This is a genomic window from Rhodococcus sp. Q, assembly GCF_005503035.1.
Taxonomy (GTDB): domain Bacteria; phylum Actinomycetota; class Actinomycetes; order Mycobacteriales; family Mycobacteriaceae; genus Rhodococcus_G.
In genome coordinates, this window is sequence record NZ_SCOY01000030.1 from 1 (window position 1) to 20,094 (window position 20,094).

The window sequence follows — 20,094 nt, forward strand, 5'->3', positions numbered from 1 at the left end:
GAAGCACTTGCGCCCTGGGTCGAGTACTACAACACTCGACGACGCCACAGCGCACTCGGAGGGCTCCCGCCGGTCAGCCGCCTGACACCAACCTGATGGCCGGGTACACCTAGTCGCGGTGGGTGTCAGGACGCCTCGAACCGGGCTTCGACGTCGGCGCTGATGGTGATCCGGTCGGGTTCGAGCACCAGCTCGGGTTCGCCGTCGACACCCATCGGCGCGGCGAGCGCCCGCATCATCGGGGCGCCGGCGGAGCGGACCGGTTCGGTCGGCGGAGCGACACCCAGCATGCCCGGGTCGGCGATCGCGACCGCGTGAAAGGTGCCGAACCCCAACGCCTCCGTGAACCCCTGCGCCTTCTCGATGGCGTCGAGGACCGCGAGATGCCGCACCTTCGCGAGCCGCTTCGCTTCCGCCTTGCGGCTCACCCACCACCGCAGATGGTCGACGTTGACGGCCTCGACCTCGGAGGCGCGGGTGACGAACGGGCCGACGGCGCGGAAGTCGGTGAACGTCACCGTGATCGAGGCCGACGACTGGTACACCCACTGCCGCTTCTTGCCATCCCGGCTGTACGGGCGGTGGCGGCTGTGCTGTACCTGATCGAGGGTCCACCGCTTGACGGGACTGTTCTCGTGATCGCGCAGCGCCGTCACCAGGTCGGTGACGGCCTTGACCGCCGCGGTGGCAGGCTCCGCCGCTGCCTCGTGGGTCGCGCCGTCGGTGTGGACCCGCAGTCGCACTGTGCAGCGGTTCGGCGTGAACTCACGCTCCGCGTGGCCGGTGACGGTGATGGCGATCGAGTGCTGGGTCATGTTACGAGTGTGCCAGCGTGTCCGAACGCGGCGAGCAGCATCCGGGCCGTCGTCGCGATCAGGGCGTCCCGATCCGACCCGGGCGGACGTAGCAGCGCGATCCTGGAGCACAGGCTCGCCGTCGCACCCATGGTGATGAACACCAGGTCGTCGATCGCCGCGTCGTCCAGGTCGGGACGCAGCCGTGTCGGAATGATCCGAGCCAACGGCAGCAGCGGCCCCTCGACCTCCGCCCACGCGTCGCCGAACGCGCTCTCCGCCGACGTGTACGAGGCCCGTATCACCGCCGCGTGCGCCTCGAATGCCGACGTCAGACCCTCGACGACCGTCACCATCGCGTCGAACGGTTGCTGGTCCATGGCGCGGCCGATGCTGCTCGACAGCCGGGTGGTGATGTCGTGCACGGCGGCCAGGCGCAGTTCCTCGATGATGGCGTCCATGTCTGCGAAGTAGCGGTAGACGGTGCCGATGCTGACGTGGGCGTGCTCCGCGATCGCGGCGGTGCTGGGTCTGCTGCCGGGTTTGCGCTCCAGAAGAGTGAGGGTGGAGGTGAGGATCCGACCGCGCATCTCCCGTCCGCGCTGCTGAACCGGTGAGCGTCGTGCGGTCTTACCTGCCATTTCGACCCTCCCGATGCGGCTGTGTGAAAGTGAATAGTAAGTGAGGATTCCTCGTGTTTACATGAAATGCATGGATCGACCGACTCCCAGCGCCCTCGTCAACGCCGATCTCGCGCTGCGCCGCTACGGCGACGCCGGCCGCGTGTGGCTCGACGGGATGTGGGAGGCCGATCCACTGGCCGACGCGGTGGTCGACGATGGGTTCGGGGGATCGTCGGCCATCGCATCGGTCCGTGCCGCCATCGAAGGTGGCATCGACTCCGTCGTGGACGCGCCGCAGTCGCTGCGTGACCTCTTCGCATTCCTCGACGACGAGCCCGAGTGGCTCGACCACGACCGGCTCGATCATGCCGCCGACGCCCTCATCCGCAACAGTGCCGTGATGGGCATGGTGCTCGGCGCCGCGTCCCTCGTTCGGGGCGCGGGTAACACGATCGCGGGCAAACCGCTCGCGCTCACCGGCCGGTACGCCAGCGAGCCCGCCATCCGCTCCGTCGAGGTGGGGGAGTGGCTGCGTCACGTCATCTCGCGCGGCGGAATGCGCCGCGGCGGTGCCGGTTTCGAGTACACGGTGCGCGTCCGCGTGATCCACGCGCACGTGCGTCGCGGTATCCGGCTCAGCGGGAAGTGGGACGACGCGGCGTGGGGTGTGCCGATCCCGCAGCCGTACATGGCATTCACCATCGCCGAGTTCGGACACATCGCCAACGAGGCCATGCACGGACTCGGCGTGCGCTTCACCGATCGCGAACTCGCCGACATCTACCACCTGTGGCGGTACGTCGGGCACGTCATCGGCATGAGCGACGCGCTGAACCCGCACACCGAAGCCGACCACGTCCGGATCGAGGAGCTGTACCGGCTCACCTCGCCCGGCCCCGGCGACGACGACCGCGACTTCGTCGTCGCGCTCACGGAGGACTACCTGGCGCCCGAGCTCGCGAACATCCTCCCGGGCAGCGAGAAGATGCGGAAGTCGTTGGCCGTCAAGCTGATGTACGGACTGCAGCGGGTGTTCATCGGTGACGCGGACGCCGACGCCCTGCGCATCCCCGACGGTCGGCTCAAGCACGTCCTCCGATACGCCGGACCCGTGCTGGCCGGGGTCGGGCGGGTCCAGCAGCTCCGCGTTTCCGATCGGGAGGCGGCCATCCTCAAGGCGTACCGGGTCCGGGATTCCGAGATGGCGCGGATGCGCGCCTCGTACCGCGTCGAGCACGGTCTGGTGGACGCGGCGCCGCACTGAACCCCCTCGCGTCGACGACCCCGAGCGTGCGCTCGGGGTCGTTTCGCGTTCCCGTTGCTCAGTAAGCGCAGAAATGATCTAATCTGCGCAGCAACTGAAAGGGGTTTCAAGATGCTCGTCAGTAGGTGCGCGTTTGTGCTGTTTCAAGTCGAGTTGTTGCGGCGGAGCGCTGTAGGTCGGACCGGTGATCCGCTATCCGAGGGGTTGAGGCTGGGTGGCGAGCGTCGACATCGCCGGCTTCGGCACCTCCGCGGCGAGGTGAATGACCGCTGCGTGCGGAGTAGTCCGGTTCAGCGAGTGTCCGCCTTTCTCGGGCGTTCGGGTCGGGAGTCGGGTACCGTAATCGAACATCAGTTCGGACTGAGGTGTGGGTTGGGGGGTGGGGCGGTGATCCGGGCATACCTGTTCGCGCTCGATTCCACCATCGAGCAGGAACATCAGTTTCGGTCGCATTGCGGGGCGCAGCGGTTCGCCTACAACTGGGCGCTCGCACAGGTGACGGCGAACTGGAACCAACGCAGCGCCGAGGAGTCCTACGGGATCGCCGAGGCCGACCGCACCCCGTGGATCAACACCTCCGCGTACTCCCTGCGGAAAACCTGGAACCAGGTGAAAGACGTCGTGGCCCCGTGGTGGGGTGAGAACAGCAAGGAGGCGTACGCCTCCGGGTGCACGAACCTGGCTGTGGCGTTGAAGAACCGCCGGGATGGGCGTACTCGGATGCCGCGGTTCAAGTCGAAGCGATCCCGCCCATCCTGCGGCTTCACCACGGGTGCGTTCGGGCTCGGCCGCGACCGGCGGCACATTCGACTTCCCCGGATCGGTGAGGTCCGCACGTACGAGTCGACCCGGAAGCTGGCCCGCAGGATCGAGGCCGGGACCGCCCGGATCATCTCGGCGACCCTGTCGTTTCAGCGGGGCCGGTGGCATGTGTCGTTCGCGGTCGAGCTTGCCGACACAGACACCGATGCCGCCCCGCGTGGCGGGCAACCGGTAGCGGGTATCGATCTGGGCATCACCGCATTGGCGACCCTGTCGACCGGCGAGACGATCGCCAACCCTCGCCACCTCGATAAGGCACAACGGCAGCTGCGGCGGGCTCAGCGAGTCACGGCCCGTAGACAGGGGCCGGATCGGCGCAGCGGGCAAGCGCCGTCGAATCGCTGGCGCAAGGCGAACGATCGTGTTTCGCGGTTGCATACCTGTGTCGCGAACCAGCGGCGTGATGGTCTGCACCAGCTCACCACCCGACTCGTCGGCGAGTTCGACACGATCGTGATCGAGGATCTGCACGTCGCCGGGATGGTGCGTAACCGGCGCCTCGCCCGCCGAATCGCCGATGCCGGGTGGGGTGAGTTCAGGCGCCAGTTGACCTACAAGGCGGACACGGCCGGTGTGCGGCTCGTCGTCGCGGACCGATGGTTCGCGTCCAGTAAGACCTGTTCCGGGTGTGGCGCGGCGAAAACCAAGCTGGCCCTGTCGGAACGGACGTACGTGTGTGCAGTGTGTGGCCTGATCCTGGATCGGGACCACAACGCCGCGCTCAATCTCGCCGCCCTCGCGGGCGGCGGCACCGGAGAGTTGCTTCGGGAGCAGCCCGCTGGAACTCGCGTCAGACCCGACCATGTGTCGGGCAGTGAGATTGCCACGGGAAGACCGCGATGCGGTCAACGCCACGTTCGTGAGGACGTGGCTCACGGAGCAGAGCTGCACGCTTCGTGAACGGCGCCATGATCACTTTCCTCAACTCGACCGCCTTCACCGCGTTCGGTGCGCCGACCACCTGGGCCGAAGTGCTCGGCTTCGTCACCGGCGCGCTGTGCGTGTGGCTGGTCGCGCAGCAGTCCGCCTGGAACTGGCCGATCGGGATCGCGAACAATCTCGTCTGGATCCTGCTGTTCGCGACCACCGGCCTCTACGCCGACTCCGGACTCCAGGTCGTCTACATCGCCCTCGCGCTGTGGGGATGGTCCAACTGGGTGCGCGGCGCCGACACCGGCGCGCTGCATGTCACCGGCACCAGTGCGCAGGAATGGGCATGGCTGGCGGGCGTTGGTGTCCTCGGCACCGCCGGGCTGACCGTCCTGCTCGACACGGCGACGTCGTCGACGGTCCCCTTCTGGGATGCGGTCACCACCGTCCTGTCGCTGCTCGCGACGTGGGGTCAGGCGACGAAACGCTGGGAGTCGTGGCTGCTGTGGATCGCCGCGGACCTCATCTACATCCCGCTGTACCTGCACAAGGGGCTGACGCTGACCGCCCTGCTGTACTGCGGGTTCCTGCTGCTGTGCGTCCGCGGGCTCGTCGCGTGGCGTCGTAGCCGCGTCGCGACGCCCGAGTTCGCGGTGGTGGCGTGATGTATCGGCACGCGCTCGTGATTGGCAAGTTCTATCCGCCGCACGCCGGCCACCACCACCTCGTCCGCTCGGCGTCCGAGGTCGCCGAGCGGGTGACGGTGGTGGTGATGGCGTCCGCTGCGGAGTCGATTCCGTTGGCGGACAGGGTGTCCTGGATGCGCGACACTCACGCCGGCGCGGAGACGGTGACCATCACCGGCGTGTTGTGCGACGCGCCGATGGACCTCGACTCGCAACCCGTGTGGGCGGCGCAGGTTGCGTGCATGCGGGCCGCGGTCCGCCGCGTCACCGCCGTCCCCGTCGACGCCGTCGTCTCCAGCGAGAAGTACGGAGACGAACTGGCGCAGTGGTTCTCGGCCACCCACGTCAGCGTCGACCCCGGACGCGTCAACCATCCCGTGTCGGGGACGGACTGCCGCGCCGACCTGCCGGCGCGCTGGGACGACCTCGACGCCCCGGCTCGCGCGGGTCTCACGACGCGGATCGTGGTCGTCGGTGCCGAGTCGACCGGCACCACCACCGTCAGCCGCGCACTGGCCGAGCGGTTTCGCGGGCGCGGCGGCGTCTGGGCGCGGACCGGGTGGGTGCCCGAGTACGGGCGGCAGGCCACGGTGGACAAGCTCGACCACCTGCGACGCGAGCGCTCGGATGCGTCGATGGACGACCTCGTGTGGACCGGCGACGACTTCGCCCACATCGCCGCCGAACAGACACGGCTCGAAGAGGCGGCGGCCCGCGCCGGGTCGCCCGTCCTCATCTGCGACACCGACGCGTTCGCCACCACCGTGTGGGAACGGCGGTACCTCGGAGAGTCCGCGGGGCACGCCGTCGCCCCCGAGCGCGGCGCCCTCTACCTGCTCACCGACCACGACGGAGTTCCCTTCGTGCAGGACGGAATTCGCGACGGCGAACACATCCGCGCCGACATGACCCGGTGGTTCGAGGACGCGCTCACCGCAACGGGACGGTCCTGGGTCCTGCTCACGGGCACCGTCGACGAGCGGGTGCAGTTAGCGGAGCGCGTCGTCGACCAGGCGCTGCGGATCAACGCGACGTTCGCGGACCCGCTGTGAGTGGGTGGTCGTGCGCTGGGCCGGCGTGACCGAATGTGGCGTTCGGTCACTTGAAGTGACCGAACGCCACATTCGGTCAAAAGAAAGGGGGTGTTGGGGCGGCGTCGGCCAGACGGGTGGTGTGGGTTGGGGGCGGTGGATCAGCGGGAGCCGGCGACCACCGGCAGTGACTCGTCGCGGGTGAGGGAGAAGAAGTAGGGGCGCTCCGATCCACGCAGGTCCATCCATCCGATGACGGTGTCGTCGGAGACGCGGCGGAACACGTCGTTGATGGGGTGTGCGTCGTAGATCATCGTGGCGGTGTCGACGCCGCGGAAGCGGGTGGACCGCAGCCGTGCCTTGGGCTTGCGTGTCGAGACGACGGGTCGGCCGGTGGCGACGAGCCTCGACAGGTCCTTGCCCTCGAAGGACGGGACGAGGCGGTGCATCAGCAGCGTGAACGGGATGCGCTGCGGATCGAGGGCCCACAGGGACCGGCCGTCCGCGGACGGGAACAGGAGCGGGTGCACGGTCTCCGCGTCCACGAACTGCTTGCCCCACCAGCCGCTGGCGTCGAGCATGCCGTCCATCTTGTGTCCCGTGCGCAGCTCGGCGCCGCGCCACGTGCCGATCAGGAAGTCCGGGTCGGCAGGAGGCGCGTCGTCGAACACCGCCTGTGCCTCGTCCACCGTCGCGCGCTGCTCGGCGATGATCCGCTCTGCCACAGACATGCCGTCCTCCTGTCATTAGTTAACCGACATTCTGCACAGAGTTGTGCAAACAGGGAAGGGGGTGGTGGTTACCCGCGTCGGGATGTGACCGTGCACCTCCAGCGAGCCGCATGCCAGTTGGCGGCCCGATGTTCGCCGACATCGACGCCCGCGCCGCCGAACTCCTCGCAGGCACCGAAGCCCTGCTCGAGTCCATGAACCTGCCGGACCAGGTGCGATGGGATCCCCTCGTCACCGGTGGGCTGGTCGACGAGTCGGAGTCCCTCAGCGATAGCGGTCCACACGTCACGCACGTGTACGGCGACGCTGCGCACCACACGATCGATTGGGGTCAGCCTGGAGATTCTCGGGACAGCGCGGAGCTGCCACCGAGCAGAATCGTGCTGATCAACTCAGGATCGTCGGTCATCGGCACGTGCCCGATCCCGGGCAGCACCATCACCCGGGCCTGCGGGAACACACTCCGCACACGCCGCGCCCGATACACCGGCAAGATCATGTCCCGCCGACCCCACGCGACCGTGACCGGCACCTCCGGGTCGACGGGCGCCGGGAAGTCGAAGGTCGCCTTCCTCGCCCGGTCCAGCACGGCGTTCGTGGCGAGCGAATGGGCGCCGATCACCGCATCCTCGTACGAGACACGGCTGGGATGGCCGTAGAACGGCGCGAGTGAGGCGGAGCGAAGGGGCCGCAGGCTCATCGTCTTCGGCATCCGCGAACCAGTCGCCCGGGTGAGTCCGCGCAATATCAGAAACGTCAGATCGGTGAGCCTCTGATCGACATGGTTGACGAAGAATCCTGCTGGAGAAAGCGCGGTAACCGAGGCCACCTCGCCGCGGGCAGCCATGGCCAGGGCAAGCCAGCCCCCGAGAGAGTTTCCGGCGATGTGTGGGCGTTCTCCCGCCGGTGTCACGGATCGGACGAAACCGGTCAACTCGTCGAAGAGCAGGCCCAACACGTCGTCCCCATCCGAGAGGGCGGCCGACTCTCCGTGGCCCGGAAGATCAACGGTGACCACCCGGCGATACGGCGTCAACTGATCCAACACGCATGCCCAGGATTGCCGCCGATCTGCGATCCCGTGCACGAGTATCAGCGTTGGCCCGACACCGGCGACGTCGTGGCGCAGGTCCATACAGAAACGCTACCGCCGACACTGCCAGCGAGCAGGACATTCGATGGAAGCGTTTGGCGAGGACGAGACGACGGTGGCCCCGACTTCGGTTGGGGCCACCGTCGTCTCACGTCCGGGCCGCCGCCGGCGCGGCTGTCCGGATTCGGTGGCGCCACGCCGGGATGCGATCGGAAGCGGCACCGGCATGCTGTCGTACGCCAGGCTTTACTTCTTGCGCCGCCTGGCGTGCACCGCTGGATCCGCAACGCTTTGGGGAAACCATGCAGGTCATCGGCCACACGTTGGATGCCGAGACAGCAGCGATCACCGATCCACAGTGGCAGGAGATCGGCGCTCTGGTCCGCATCGTCGCCACCGCGACACCCGAACAAGTCGAGCAGTTCGCCACCGCCCGGGCCACGGCGGCCGGCGGCTGTGGAGGTTCAGCCGCCGACGGTGGGGCCATCGACGCGGCCGGTATCGCCATGTGCGCCGCCTGGTGCGAGGTCCGCAACGTCGACGCCGCGTGGGCCGCGGCTGCGGACGCCACCAGGCCGTTCGGTGGCGTCTGGTCCGTCGAGTGGAAGGCCGCCTGGGAGGCTGCGCTCGCGCTCGTCGTCCGAGATCTCGTCGGCCGGTACGGATTCGAGCAGCAGCACTATGACCTGTTGGCGGGGCCGTGGCGGGCGGTGTTCGGGCCGCTGCACCCCGACGACGACGCCTTCTGAACGGGCCCGCTGGGGGCACCCCCGTTGTGCGATTTCGGGGGATCCGTTGTCTACTCCGATTCACGACTACGGCTGCCATGCTCGGCCGGTTCTTCCTTCCCTGATCGCCGCCGCAATCTTGGCGTCGGCGGTCGCCGTCTGGCGCCGACAGAAGATGGCTCCGACACGTGCGGAGTTCGTGTCCGTCGGTCAGACCGTCGCGGCGGCGCGGTGGGCGCGTTCGCGGTGGGTGGCGGTCCGGACAGTCGCCCCCGGGGGCAGTGATGGCAGGCGGCTCGCTCCGGCGCGCACCCGGTGACGGGGACGTCCCCGACACCACCGCGGTGTCGGGGACTTCTGGTGCCCTTCGCGTGAGGGTCAGACGGTCTTGTTCGTGCCTGCGTCGGCGAACTGGCCGAGCAGGCACTCCGCGGGTGCCTTGTCGTGGCGCTGGCGGATCAGGCGCGGCTGGACCATGCGCGGGTGTTCGGGGTTGGTGACGTACAGGAACGTCACCACCCAGACCTGACCGACCTCGACCGCACCCTTGCCGATGGTGGACGCGGTACCGACCTGGACGAGGTTCCCCTCGGCGTCGTGGACGGCGAGCTCCGCGGAATCTTTCACCGGGTGCAGGGCGGTGACGACGACATCGACGTCCTTGATGAGCTTGTGCTTGACCAGCATGGTCGAGCGGCGACCGGACTCGTAGGTGCCGCCGCGATGGCGCAGGATGATGCCCTCACGCTGCTCGGCCACAGCGGATTCGAGCATGGCGACCTTAGTCTGGGCGGTCACCGCGATCGGCGCGAGCACCACCGAACTGCCCTCCGGGGCCTTGTCGACTGCGGGGATGCCCAGCAACTCGGTGAGGATGGTGAGCGCGTGGTGACGGTCCGGGAACGTGGTGGTCTCCCGCGTCCAGGTGTGGACGCCGTTGGTGGCGACGATGAGGTCGAACAGCACCAGGGTGCGTCCCACCACCTCACCGTCAAAGACCCAGCGGCCGGAGTGCAAGGCGCTGAACGGATTCAGGTGCGCCGGTCCGACATTGCGGACCTTCGCCTGGCCCTGGCGGTTGAGCACGCGAATCTCACCGTTGTCGACTTCGATGACGACACGGTCGCCGTCGTACTTGAACTGGGCGTACCAGTCGTCGGAGTCCATCGCGTCCGCTACGGTCGCGGCGGGCTGCACGGACGCGAGCATCGGCCGCACCGGCAGCAACGGAATGGAGTCCTCGGCGACCGCGGGCTCCCCGAGGGACGAGATGGCGGTCAGTGCCTCGACAGCGGCAGCGGTGAAGTCGTCACGGCGGGCATCCATCTCGACGGCGGCGACGGGCTCGGTGACGATGCCGACGGCGTCACCCTTCTGCAGACCCTCCGCGAGTGTGTCGAGCACCGTGAGGTTGTCCGCTGTGATGACGGCGCTGGTTTCGACGGCACCCGAGCGCACCGGCTCGTAGCCCTTCTTCACCTTGCCGGCGAACTTGGCGGCGGCGGCCTTCGCTGCCGCCTCGGGGCTGGCGGCCTCGACGAGCTTGGTGAAGGTGCCCAGGGTGCCGTTGCGGCCGTACTGAGAAACCCACACGGAGCCGAAGGTGAAGGTCCGGTAGAACTTGTCGTTCCCGGCACGCGGGTCGATGTAGACGGCCTCGTTGACGTGGGCGGTGGTGGTCACTGCGGGGACCGACATACTCGGCTTCCTCCTGAAGGGCGGTGGGTGCTGCGATGCACCAAGCTTCACATCCACCCCCGACAGGGTGCGGCAGTCGCAGCATGGCTGCGACGCCGCCGGACAGTCCGCACCCCGGGAGGCCGAGTAGTGTGGCCTCGACACCGATCGGGTGGTGGTCATCCGCGCGAGCAGGCTTGTCTCGGAACCCAACTCACCCATCGCATTGTTGCGGCACCTCGAAGCCAACCCGGAGTGCCGTGAAATGGTCCGGCAGGCAGGCGCCCGCGACCTGCTCCGGTCCGCACCGCTCAGATCTACGTCCGAGTGCTCAGGCGACGAGATCCTGGTACTCGGGATGCTTCGCGACATAGGCGTTCACATACGAGCAGGACGTGCGGATCTTCAGCCCCTCGGCGCGCGTGGTGTCGAGGGCGGCTGCGACCAGCGCGCCGGCGAGTCCCTGCCCGCGGAACTCGTCCTCGGTGACCGTGTGGTCGAAGTCCCGCACGTGGTGGTGCTCGGAGTACTCGGCGTAGGCGGCGACCTTGTTGTCGACGAGGAGTTCGAATCGGTTGTTCTCCGGCAGGTGCTCGATGCGATGCGACACGGTCGCCGTCCTTTCGTCGGGTACCCAGCACGCTACGGCGTGCACAGTCGACTCGAACAACCGCCCGAAGTGGTGTCGTTATTCCGCTGCGCTTCGGCTCGGCTCACAAGCTCCTGGAGGCACCGGCCACGGGCGCGGAGCAGGGTCACGACACGACGACGAAGGCCCGTGCGGCGCAGTGCCGTACGGGCCTTCGTCGGTGACGAGCCGGCGGATCAGCTCTGGCTGATCCCGCCGGCCAGGATGACCAGCGCGTTGATGGTGTTGGTGACCGAGTCGACCAGGCCGGCACCGACGATGTCGACGCTGCCGAGCGGAATCAGGGCGGCGGTTTCGAGAGAGCCCATGGTGTACCTCCAAATGCGGCGGGACCGCTGCGGTCCCGAGTGAAAAGTTCACCCCGACGGGTCGGGGAGTGGCGCTGCGCCCGCTGTCCAGGTCGCAGCGTGGCGGTCAGGAGGCGGAGAGTCCCGCGAGCACGCCGAACAGGTGCTCCAGCGACGAAACGAGCTGGCTGGACGCCAACAGATCCTCGACCGATCCCATGTGTTTCTCCTCACGTGAAAGCGCCGCTCGACGCAGTTCTGTTGAGCGGCAGTCATCTTCGATGGTTCTCGGGTCGGTGACCCAGGAACTTAGGCGATGCTAACAGTGGGAGGGTTGGCGTGGGGGAGCCACGATTTCAGTTGAGCAGCTCGCGGATGTCCTCGGCCGACAGCGACGAGCTGAACGCACCGCCCTCGTCGACCACCGACGAGAACAGTTCCGACTTCCGCCCCTTGAGCGTCATCACCTTCTCCTCGATCGTGTCCTTCGCGATGAGTCGATACACCATCACGTTTCGGGTCTGGCCGATTCGATGGGTGCGGTCCACCGCCTGCGCCTCGGTGGCGGGGTTCCACCACGGATCGAGCAGGAAGCAGTAGTCGGCCTCGGTGAGATTCAGCCCGAACCCGCCCGCCTTGAGGCTGATCAGGAAGACGGGCGCGTCGCCGCTCTTGAACTCGTCGAGCACCTGCGCGCGACCCCGGGTCCGCCCGTCGAGGTAGGAGTGCGCGATGTTCTCCGCGTCGAGGCGCGTGCGAACCCGGTCGAGGAAGCCGGTGAACTGGCTGAACACCAGCGCGCGGTGCCCGCCCGCGACGACGTCCTCGAGCTGCTCGATCAGCGCGTCGATCTTCGCGGACCCCACCGTCCGGTGCGTGTCGTCGACGAGGGCGGGGTCGAGGCTGAGCTGGCGCAGCACCGTCAGCGACTGCAGGATCGTGAACCGGTTGGAGTCGAGGTCGTCGACCAGACCGAGAATCTTCTGCCGCTCCCGCTGCAGCCGGGTGTCGTAGAGCTTGCGGTGCTGCGGCGACAACTCGACCTCGAGCACCTGCTCCTGCTTCTCGGGCAGATCGGCGGCGACCTGCTCCTTCGTGCGGCGCAGCATCAGGGGACGGATCCGCCTGCGCAGCTGGGCGAGAAGTTCGGTGTCCCCGGACTTCTCGATGGGCGTGCGGTAGAACTCCTGGAACTTCGTCGGATGCGGGAACAGTCCCGGCGCCGTGATCGACAGCAGCGACCACAGCTCCATCAGGGTGTTCTCCAGCGGCGTGCCCGAGATCGCGATCTTCGTCGGGGCGTCGATCCGGCGCATCGCCTGATACGCCTTGGATCGGTGATTCTTGACGAACTGCGCCTCGTCGAGCAGCAGCATCGACCACCGGTACGACTCGTACTCGTCGGCGTCGAGCCGGGCCAGCGTGTACGAGGTGATCACCACGTCCGCACCCTCGATCGACTCACCGAGGGCCGCGCCGCGCTTCGCGGACGTCTCGGACATGGCGACGACCTTCAGGTGCGGCGCGAACCGCTGCGCCTCGGACGCCCAGTTCGGCACCACCGACGTCGGCGCCACGATCAGTACGGGTTCAGCCGACGACTTCGTCTGCCGCGCATGGCAGATCAGCGCCAACGACTGCACCGTCTTGCCGAGACCCATGTCGTCCGCGAGGATGCCACCGAGTCGGTTGGTCCACAGGAACGCCAGCCACCGGAACCCGTCGAGCTGGTAGGGCCGCAGTGTCGCCCGCAGCGTCGACGGTGGCTCCAGGTCCGCGGTCTCGGTGAGGTCCAACAGACCCTGCACCTGCACCCGCCACTGCTCGGCCTGACGCTCCACGACGCCGAGCGCCGCCAACTCCTCCCACACCCCGGCCTGGAACCTGCTCAGCCGCAACTGGTTCGGATCCTGGTCGTGCATGTCCCTGGCCTCGGTGATCAGCGCCTTGAGGCGCTGCAGCTCAGGCTTGTCCAGGGACAGGTACGCGCCGTCCGGGAGCAGCAGGTGCGAGTCGCCCGCGCTGAGGGCGGTGAAGACGTCCTTGAACGGCACCGGCTGACCCTCGACACGAACCGTGATCTCCAGATCGAACCAGTCGCCGTCGTCCGTCGCGTCGGTGCCGACCCCGATCTGCAGGGATTCGCCCGCGTCCCGGTAGTCGGCGGGACTACCGCTCACCCGGACCTCGACGTCGTCGCGGCTCTCGAGCAACGGCAGCAGCTCGCCCGCGACCCGGGCGGTGTCGAGGCCGTGCAACGTCACGCGCGGGTACGGACGGTCGACGCCCTCCCGGCGTAGGCCGTATTGGTCGAGTGGCGCGTCGAGTCCGGCGAGCAGCGCACGTTCACGTTCCTCCGAACGGAACGCCTCGTGCAGGGGACCGTCGAGCGCCGCCAGCCGTTCCACGCCGTCGATCCGGTAGGACATCCACCACGTCACGTCGGCGCGGTGCCCTTCGGAGTAGGCGACGTCGAGGACCAGTCCGGGGCCCTCCACCGTCGGCGGCGTGAAGTCGTCACTCGACGAGCGGACCGCCGCGGCGCGCTGCAGGCGGGGGAAGTACTCGCTGGTGAACCGGGTCGTGTCCTCCGGCGGCACCGTCACCGACTCGTTCCCGATGATCAGGTCCTGCATCGCCCGCGGTGCGCGGCCGGTGAGCCGGGCCATCCGGAACGGCCACCGGTCGGGTTCGGGCTTGCGAGGCTCGTCGGAGGGAAGGTAGAGCACCCCATGCGGGTCGGAGCCGAAGAATCCGAGCACGCTCACGGGCAGGTCGGAGTCGTCGACGTGGATGGTCGGCGTCACGTCGAGACCACGATCCGACCGGGAGAGGTCCACGACCAACTCGGCACGGGCCGGCCGCGGTATCGTCCCCATCTCCTTCCGGGTGTGGACGAATTCGACACCGGCGTCGTACATCTCGTCGATCAGCGTCCACAACCGTTCCGGCATCACGGATGTGAGGTCGATGTCCTTCTCGTTGCCGTATCCGTAGTAGCCGCGCCTGCCCACCTGATACGTCGACCACAACTCGGAGAGAAGCAGGACCTGCCGCGGGTCCGCCTCGGGAACGTGCCCGAGACCGGACCACGTCATGTTGCCGTTCACCCAGCCCGCCTTGCCGGGCCGAACCAGTCTCGCCGCCATGCCCCACCGGTCCGAACGCGGGCCGCGCATCAGTGACAACTGCACACCGAGCGGCATCGTCCCGGCCGGGGTGTGGTCCTCGGGCAGGGCGGAGTCGAGGATCGCCTCCCAGTCCGGTCCGGACTCCGCCTCGTCCAACGCGGATTCGACCAACACGACCGTCAACGCCACCACGTGCTTGCAGTTCATCCGGACCGGGCACGAACACTGTCCGAAGGTGAACTCGATCTCCTCACCGAACCGCTGGAAGTTCGCGATCGCCTGGTACGAACCCGTACCCTCGACGGTCCCGATCGCCCTGAGTTCGTCCGGATACCAGTCGATGCCCGCGACGGCGCCCGAACGGGCATAGCGGACGCCGCGACCGTAGGACGTCTGCCCGACCACCCGCGCCAACGAGGCGAGGGTGAAATCGGCGTGCGGGTCGGCGCTCATAACCTCCGACCGTACCGCGACCGCGAACCGAAGCGGTGTGCACAGGTGGCCGGTTCGGGTGACTCCGCCGCTGGTCCCACGCTCAGCCGAGTGACACGGGGTGGAAGTAGAGGGCCGTGTCCGTCTCCTCGATCCGCACGTCCACGGTGTCCCCGACATGGAGATGGCTGGCGACGTTGATCCGGGCATTCGTCCCGAGTGCAGCCCGCACGGATCGTGCGGGAATCAACCCCTGCCTGCCGTCCGGGGAGATTGCCAGCGCATAGCGTCTGCCCGTTCGGGTGACTCGCGCGAACACCGTCACCTCGTCGAGCTCCGGGCCCGCTTCGCCTTCCGGTGCTGTCTGCCGATCCAGTTCCGCCGCGAGCAGGTCCGCCATCGTGTCCACGTTGTCGAGGAGTTCCGCCATCCGGCGCGCCACCTCCTGGTGGAACTCGTTGGGCTTGAGCGCCTTGCCGGGCTTGTACATGTCCTCGTGCGTCAGCTCGCCCCACGCGTCCTGCAGGCGCGTCTTCACCTGCACCTCCACCTTCACGGGGAGATCGCCCTCGTGCGTCGCAACTTTCACCAGCAACACCGCGTGGTAGGCGCGGTACCCGCTGTCCTTCGGTGCCGTGACGTAATCGGTGGGCGGGTGCGCGAGCCGTACCGAACACGCAGGTGACGCGCACGCCTCCTCCAGCTTCTCGGTGAACGCCGTCAGATCACGAGGTGTCTTGCACAGCACCTTCACGCCGAGCAGGTCGTGCAACGACTCGGCGACATCCTCGGGAGTCGTCGGGCGCTGGATCTGCCCGTTCGCCACCTTGCGCATGATCTTGTCGACGGTCCGCGCCCGATCCTTGATCCGGGCCTCGTCGGCGTTCAGCCGGTCGCGATCCTCGTCCTCGAGTACCGAATCGGCCAGCGTGTCCAGGAAGGTCTGCGTCGTCACCAGCGCCGCCGCCCACGCTCGCTCCCGCTGGTCGTACAGCGTGTCGACCAGCGTCGCCACCGCGTCCGCCTTCTTCGTCCTCCGCATGGTCCGCCGGTGGTCGATCAGTTCGGCTCGTCGAAGAGCGTCTGCTCGTCCGGATCCGGGAACAGTTCACCCTGACGCCCCGGTCGTCCCTGACTCGGCGCCTGCGGCGGCGTCAACTCGCCACGCTGCACCTCGACGGCGTCCGGTTCGTCGTCCGCCAGGGCGTCCAACCGGCCGCCGAACCGGTTGGCGAAACGGGGATCGACCGTCCGCGCGAACGCGAACAGCTGCTGCAGCGTGTCGATCAGATGCTGGGGAACGTACGGGGTCGCCAGCACCGCCGCCCACACGTCCACCCGATCCGCGGTCAGCGTGAACTTCAGATGCGGCCACCGCCGATTCAGATCTGCCACCAGCTCACTCGCCCGGGTGCGGTCGCTGACGTCCCGCACCAGCGGCATCCGGACCTGCACCTCACCGCCGTCGAGGTGTGGTCCCACGAAACCGACGAGCTGCCCGATCGCCACCATGAAGTCGTCGTCGCCGTCCGGGTCGTCCTCGCCGGCCGGCTCGTCGAACAACTCCGACAACGTCGACGCGACCAGGTCGTACAGGTGAGCGGAGTCGCGCGGAGTCACCGCCCGCGCCAGATCCAGGGAGTACGGCTCGTCATCCGCCTCTGCCGGCTCCAGCGCGTCGGCATACTCCTGTGCACCCGGCGCATCGACCCGCAGGAACGTCGGATGCGGCACCGACCACACCTCGCGGAACACCGTCACCGACATCGCGGCCAACTGATCCGCCCAGTTCGACGGCTTGTCGACGAAGAACGCGGGCGAACCCGAATCGGGCTCGTCCTCGGGAGCCCGGGTCGGTCGTTGCCACCCCAACGCCACCAAGCGGGCCTCGTCGGCCGCGGACAGCCGATACCGCGGATCGAGATAGGCGTTCGACGGCACCTCGCAGCGGATCTGGCCGTCCCCCCACGCCAGGAACTGCACGCACGGGACGAACCCGTCGACACTCGACTCCTCGCCCAGTTCAAGTGCGAGGAGATCGTCCTCCCGCATCACCGCGATCACGTCGGCGAGACGATCCTGATGGTCGGACCAGGCGCGGTCGACGACGACATCGAAACTCTCCGATTCGGCCATGATCCCCCTCGTCCGTCGTGCCCGGCATGCCATGTGACGTCCACGCTATCGCGACTGACGGCCCGCAGCCGGGAGCCGAGCCGGTGTTCCACGACATGTCCCCAGAACGTGGAACCGAATCGGACTCCCGCGCGTCCAAACGATCAGTGGGCCGACTTCGACAGGGGGTGACATGCGGCGAATCGCAGTTGCGGGAGTCGTGTGGGCGGCCGTCGCCGTGAGCGGGATCGTGCGTGGGGCCTGATGGACGCGATGTGGAGGGGGCGAATATGAGCTTCGTGGACAAGCTCGTGCCGACCGAGGTGCTGGGCTCGGCCATCGTGGAGGCGGCAGGTATCGCCATGGACGTGGCGGGGCCCGCCCTGGTGGACATCGTCGGCGGTGAGGTGTCGGGGCGCGCGCAGATCAACCACTGGAGCGTCGGAAACGACGACCGTGCCGCGATCTACCCCAGACAGTCCGAACTCGAAAGCCGCTTCGGCGGCGAGTTCGACGCCACCGTGTACGTCGACGAGAACTTCGACTCCCTGTCCCACGAGGCGATCATGGCAGCGGTGGAGCCGATGAACCCGGCTGTCGTCACTGCCAGTGCGGAGGGGTGGACCGCGATCGGCGCCGCACTGAGCATGGGGCTCAACGACTTCAAGGTCGCCGTGATGGGCGAGATCGGGAGCGGTGACGCGGCCCGATGGGCGGGTGTCGCGGCGGACAACGCCAAGCAGGCCACCGAGCGCTACGTGACGGCGTCCGATCAGTTGGCGGCCGCGGGCAGCCTCGTGGGAACGAAGGTGGAGGAGGCGGCCACGGCGATCACTCAGGTGAAGGCGACCATGCCGCCGCCGGTGGAACTGGGCTTCCTGTCCCGACCGCAGGACTTCGTCCTCAGCGCCTTCGGGATCAAGGGGCCGATGCACGAGGCCAGCGAAGCCCACCAGCAGGCCATTCACATCATGAAAACGGTGTACAGCCCGGTCATGCGGCAGGCCGACACGCGGGTGCCGACGCTGCCTGCCCCGGTCAGCGTCACCGGTGGTCCCGGCGGCGACGGAGGCATGGGCGGCGGAGGCGCCAGCGGCGGAAGTGGTGGATACGGTGGCGGTGGCGGCACAGGAGCGTGGTCGGCCGACTACACGGAGCCGCGGAACACTGACGTCGACACCGCGGCGGGCGCTCCCGGAAGCGAGGGCGGATCGTCGCAGGGCGCCGGCGGCGCGGTGGCGGGGGACGGCGCGAATGCCGCGAACCCGAACGAGTGGTCGGGCGGGTCGGACGACCGAAGCGAGGTGCGAGCGGCCGGACTGGGTCCGGACGGCCCGGGCACGGCGGTCGGGAGCGCCGGTGTGGGCTCACCGGGAAGTGGCAGTGGAAATGGCAGTGGCAGTGGCTACGGTTCCACGACACCCGGCCACGGATCGGGTGGGGCAGGGTCGACCGGGTCAGGTTACGCCGGAACAGGTTCCGTCTCCGGAGGGTACGGAGGATCGGGTGTCGTGGCCGCTCCCGGTGGCGGACAGGTGCCCGCGGCATCGGCTGCCGGTGCGGGCGCGGCGGGGAAGCCGGGCGCACCCGGCGCGGGCATGATGCCGCCCGCTGCCGGGCGCGGCCAGGGCGACTCCGACGCCGAGCACGACACGCCCGCCTACCTGGTCAACGCCGACAACGGCAACGACCTCGTCGGGACGTTGCCGCTGGTCGCGCCACCCGTCCTCGGGGCGTGACGCAGGGTCAGGAGAGGACTGCGCCGGGATTGAGGATGCCGTCCGGATCGAGAGCGTTCTTGATCCGGCGGGTCAGGTCCATCACGTCCGGTCCGAGTTGGTTCGGCAACCAGTCCCGCTTGAGGCGACCCACACCGTGTTCGCCGGTGATGGTGCCGCCCAACCGGAGGGCGAGGTCCATCACGTCACCGAACGCACGCTGAGCGCGGGCAGTCTCGTCGGCGTCGTTCGGGTCGAAGACGATCAGCGGGTGGGTGTTCCCGTCACCGGCGTGCGCGACGACGCAGATCCGGACCCCGCAGTCGGCGGCGATCCGCTCGACGCCCGCGATCAGCGTCGGCAGCACCTGCATCGGCACGCCGACGTCCTCGAGGAGCAGAGACCCGAGCGCCTGCACAGCGGGGAACACCGCGCGGCGGGCGGCGGTGAACGCCTCACCTTCGTCGGGGTCGTCGGTGGCGAACACTTCGGTGGCGGAACAGGACTCGCAGGCCGCGACCATCGCGGCGATCTCCTGTTCTGCGGCAGCGCCAGGAGCGTCGGACTGCGCCAACAGCAGGGCATGGGCGGACCGGTCCAGTCCCATCCGCAGTGAATCCTCGACGGCGTTGATCGAGGCCTGGTCCATGAACTCGAGCATCGCCGGGCGCAGCGTCCGGGTGATCGCCAGCACCGCTTCCGCCGCAGCCTCCACCGTCGCGAACGACGCGACCATCGTCGACCTCGGTGGTTGGGCCGGAATCAGTTTCAACGTCAGTTCGGTGATGACGCCGAGAGTGCCCTCGCTGCCGACGAACAGTTTCGTCAGCGACAGTCCCGCCACATCCTTCAGACGCGGCCCACCCAACCGAACCGCGGTCCCGTCGGCCAGCACCACCTGCATCCCGAGAACGTAGTCGGTGGTGACGCCGTACTTCACGCAGCACAGGCCGCCCGCATTGGTGGCGGCGTTGCCGCCGATCGAGCAGATCTCGAACGACGACGGGTCCGGTGGGTACCAGAGGCCGTGCTCGGCGGCGGCCTTCTTGACCTCCGCGTTCAGCAACCCCGGCTGGACCACCGCGGTCCGCGTCACCGGATCGACCTCGATGGCTCGCATGCGTTCGGTGGACAACACGATCCCACCGTCGACGGCGGACGAACCACCCGAGAGCCCGGATCCGGCGCCGCGCGGCACCACCGGGACCCGGTGCGCGGCGGCCCACCGCACCGCGGTCTGCACGTCCTCGGTGCTGGTGGCGCGTACCACCGCGAGCGGCGTTCCCGCGTTGGGGTCGGCGGCCCAGTCCTGGCGGTAGCCGGCGACGATGTCGGGGTCGGTGAGGAGGACTCCGTCGGGGAGCTCCCCGGCGAGGACGGTCAGATCAGCGGTCATGCCCTCATCATTCGCTCACGACTGCTCCGCGACCACCGAGACCGGTG

General features: G+C 68.4%; 18 protein-coding genes. 7 read left to right on the top strand and 11 right to left on the bottom strand.

Annotated features, from left to right (window positions below):
• A partial coding sequence (locus FFS72_RS21085) for an integrase core domain-containing protein (RefSeq protein WP_137875768.1) occupies nt 1-96 on the top strand: 96 nt, incomplete at its 5' end.
• Nucleotides 97-125: 29 nt separating this feature from the next.
• On the opposite strand, the gene FFS72_RS21090 is transcribed toward FFS72_RS21085, so the two are convergent.
• Both FFS72_RS21090 and FFS72_RS21095 read right to left on the bottom strand, forming a co-directional pair.
• Entirely contained in the window at nt 126-815 is a 690-nt protein-coding gene (locus tag FFS72_RS21090; RefSeq protein WP_137875769.1) for an SIMPL domain-containing protein, read from the bottom strand.
• On the bottom strand, nt 812-1,384 hold the full coding sequence (locus FFS72_RS21095; RefSeq protein WP_137875815.1) for a TetR/AcrR family transcriptional regulator: 573 nt from the start codon (nt 1,382-1,384) through the stop codon (nt 812-814). Before FFS72_RS21095 ends, FFS72_RS21090 begins: the two co-directional genes overlap by 4 nt.
• Nucleotides 1,385-1,505: 121 nt before the next feature.
• Between FFS72_RS21095 and FFS72_RS21100 the strand changes: the two genes are divergently transcribed.
• The 4 genes from FFS72_RS21100 to FFS72_RS21115 all read left to right on the top strand — a co-directional run bounded on the left by FFS72_RS21100 (nt 1,506) and on the right by FFS72_RS21115 (nt 6,111).
• On the top strand, nt 1,506-2,681 hold the full coding sequence (locus tag FFS72_RS21100) for an oxygenase MpaB family protein (RefSeq protein ID WP_137875770.1): 1,176 nt from the start codon (nt 1,506-1,508) through the stop codon (nt 2,679-2,681).
• Between the two features lie 387 nt (nt 2,682-3,068).
• Nucleotides 3,069-4,403, top strand: a complete 1,335-nt coding sequence (gene tnpB, locus FFS72_RS21105) for an IS607 family element RNA-guided endonuclease TnpB (protein WP_171018775.1) — start codon at nt 3,069-3,071, stop codon at nt 4,401-4,403.
• Between the two features lie 8 nt (nt 4,404-4,411).
• Nucleotides 4,412-5,038 (top strand): nicotinamide riboside transporter PnuC, encoded by a 627-nt coding sequence (gene pnuC, locus FFS72_RS21110; protein WP_137875816.1) that lies wholly within the window; start codon nt 4,412-4,414, stop codon nt 5,036-5,038.
• The gene (locus tag FFS72_RS21115) at nt 5,038-6,111 is read left to right on the top strand and encodes an AAA family ATPase (protein WP_137875772.1); all 1,074 of its coding nucleotides are present in this window, start codon (nt 5,038-5,040) and stop codon (nt 6,109-6,111) included. The genes pnuC and FFS72_RS21115 overlap by 1 nt, the downstream gene beginning before the upstream one ends.
• 140 nt (nt 6,112-6,251) lie before the next feature.
• On the opposite strand, the gene FFS72_RS21120 is transcribed toward FFS72_RS21115, so the two are convergent.
• A complete protein-coding gene (locus FFS72_RS21120; RefSeq protein WP_137875773.1) occupies nt 6,252-6,821 on the bottom strand; it encodes a DUF4334 domain-containing protein in 570 nt (189 codons plus the stop codon).
• Between the two features lie 331 nt (nt 6,822-7,152).
• Nucleotides 7,153-7,956 (bottom strand): alpha/beta fold hydrolase, encoded by an 804-nt coding sequence (locus tag FFS72_RS21125; RefSeq protein ID WP_137875774.1) that lies wholly within the window; start codon nt 7,954-7,956, stop codon nt 7,153-7,155.
• A gap of 260 nt (nt 7,957-8,216) precedes the next feature.
• Here FFS72_RS21125 and FFS72_RS21130 point away from each other — a divergent pair, with 260 nt between their 5' ends.
• On the top strand, nt 8,217-8,663 hold the full coding sequence (locus FFS72_RS21130; RefSeq protein ID WP_137875775.1) for a hypothetical protein: 447 nt from the start codon (nt 8,217-8,219) through the stop codon (nt 8,661-8,663).
• 357 nt (nt 8,664-9,020) lie between these two features.
• Here FFS72_RS21130 and FFS72_RS21135 read toward each other — a convergent pair whose 3' ends face one another.
• The 6 genes from FFS72_RS21135 to FFS72_RS21155 all read right to left on the bottom strand — a co-directional run bounded on the left by FFS72_RS21135 (nt 9,021) and on the right by FFS72_RS21155 (nt 16,954).
• Nucleotides 9,021-10,340 carry an ATP-dependent DNA ligase gene (locus tag FFS72_RS21135; protein WP_171018776.1) on the bottom strand — a complete coding sequence of 440 codons (1,320 nt, stop codon included), beginning with the start codon at nt 10,338-10,340 and terminating at the stop codon, nt 9,021-9,023.
• Between the two features lie 310 nt (nt 10,341-10,650).
• Nucleotides 10,651-10,929, bottom strand: a complete 279-nt coding sequence (locus tag FFS72_RS21140; RefSeq protein WP_137875777.1) for a GNAT family N-acetyltransferase — start codon at nt 10,927-10,929, stop codon at nt 10,651-10,653.
• A 215-nt stretch (nt 10,930-11,144) separates the two neighbouring features.
• Nucleotides 11,145-11,276 (bottom strand): hypothetical protein, encoded by a 132-nt coding sequence (locus FFS72_RS27015; RefSeq protein ID WP_283235440.1) that lies wholly within the window; start codon nt 11,274-11,276, stop codon nt 11,145-11,147.
• A 335-nt stretch (nt 11,277-11,611) separates the two neighbouring features.
• Nucleotides 11,612-14,839 carry a DEAD/DEAH box helicase gene (locus tag FFS72_RS21145; protein WP_137875778.1) on the bottom strand — a complete coding sequence of 1,076 codons (3,228 nt, stop codon included), beginning with the start codon at nt 14,837-14,839 and terminating at the stop codon, nt 11,612-11,614.
• Nucleotides 14,840-14,921: 82 nt separating this feature from the next.
• A complete protein-coding gene (locus tag FFS72_RS21150) occupies nt 14,922-15,860 on the bottom strand; it encodes a GTP pyrophosphokinase (protein ID WP_137875779.1) in 939 nt (312 codons plus the stop codon).
• 17 nt (nt 15,861-15,877) lie between these two features.
• Nucleotides 15,878-16,954, bottom strand: coding sequence for a TY-Chap domain-containing protein (locus FFS72_RS21155; RefSeq protein WP_137875780.1), 1,077 nt, complete (start codon nt 16,952-16,954; stop codon nt 15,878-15,880).
• A 269-nt stretch (nt 16,955-17,223) separates the two neighbouring features.
• Between FFS72_RS21155 and FFS72_RS21160 the strand changes: the two genes are divergently transcribed.
• Entirely contained in the window at nt 17,224-18,672 is a 1,449-nt protein-coding gene (locus tag FFS72_RS21160) for a hypothetical protein (RefSeq protein WP_137875781.1), read from the top strand.
• Nucleotides 18,673-18,679: 7 nt separating this feature from the next.
• On the opposite strand, the gene FFS72_RS21165 is transcribed toward FFS72_RS21160, so the two are convergent.
• Nucleotides 18,680-20,047: an FAD-binding oxidoreductase gene (locus FFS72_RS21165; protein ID WP_137875782.1), complete on the bottom strand. Its 1,368-nt coding sequence runs from the start codon at nt 20,045-20,047 to the stop codon at nt 18,680-18,682.
• Nucleotides 20,048-20,094: the final 47 nt, after the last annotated feature.

Bases quoted from the DNA above. Each gene is read 5' to 3' on its own strand.
- FFS72_RS21090 (WP_137875769.1), bottom strand. From the start codon at position 815: ATGACCCAGCACTCGATCGCCATCACCGTCACCGGCCACGCGGAGCGT.
- FFS72_RS21095 (WP_137875815.1), bottom strand. From the start codon at position 1,384: ATGCGCGGTCGGATCCTCACCTCCACCCTCACTCTTCTGGAGCGCAAA.
- FFS72_RS21100 (WP_137875770.1), top strand. From the start codon at position 1,506: ATGGATCGACCGACTCCCAGCGCCCTCGTCAACGCCGATCTCGCGCTG.
- pnuC (WP_137875816.1), top strand. From the start codon at position 4,412: ATGATCACTTTCCTCAACTCGACCGCCTTCACCGCGTTCGGTGCGCCG.
- FFS72_RS21115 (WP_137875772.1), top strand. From the start codon at position 5,038: ATGTATCGGCACGCGCTCGTGATTGGCAAGTTCTATCCGCCGCACGCC.
- FFS72_RS21120 (WP_137875773.1), bottom strand. From the start codon at position 6,821: ATGTCTGTGGCAGAGCGGATCATCGCCGAGCAGCGCGCGACGGTGGAC.
- FFS72_RS21125 (WP_137875774.1), bottom strand. From the start codon at position 7,956: ATGGACCTGCGCCACGACGTCGCCGGTGTCGGGCCAACGCTGATACTC.
- FFS72_RS21130 (WP_137875775.1), top strand. From the start codon at position 8,217: ATGCAGGTCATCGGCCACACGTTGGATGCCGAGACAGCAGCGATCACC.
- FFS72_RS21135 (WP_171018776.1), bottom strand. From the start codon at position 10,340: ATGTCGGTCCCCGCAGTGACCACCACCGCCCACGTCAACGAGGCCGTC.
- FFS72_RS27015 (WP_283235440.1), bottom strand. From the start codon at position 11,276: ATGGGCTCTCTCGAAACCGCCGCCCTGATTCCGCTCGGCAGCGTCGAC.
- FFS72_RS21145 (WP_137875778.1), bottom strand. From the start codon at position 14,839: ATGAGCGCCGACCCGCACGCCGATTTCACCCTCGCCTCGTTGGCGCGG.
- FFS72_RS21150 (WP_137875779.1), bottom strand. From the start codon at position 15,860: ATGCGGAGGACGAAGAAGGCGGACGCGGTGGCGACGCTGGTCGACACG.
- FFS72_RS21155 (WP_137875780.1), bottom strand. From the start codon at position 16,954: ATGGCCGAATCGGAGAGTTTCGATGTCGTCGTCGACCGCGCCTGGTCC.
- FFS72_RS21160 (WP_137875781.1), top strand. From the start codon at position 17,224: ATGAGCTTCGTGGACAAGCTCGTGCCGACCGAGGTGCTGGGCTCGGCC.
- FFS72_RS21165 (WP_137875782.1), bottom strand. From the start codon at position 20,047: ATGACCGCTGATCTGACCGTCCTCGCCGGGGAGCTCCCCGACGGAGTC.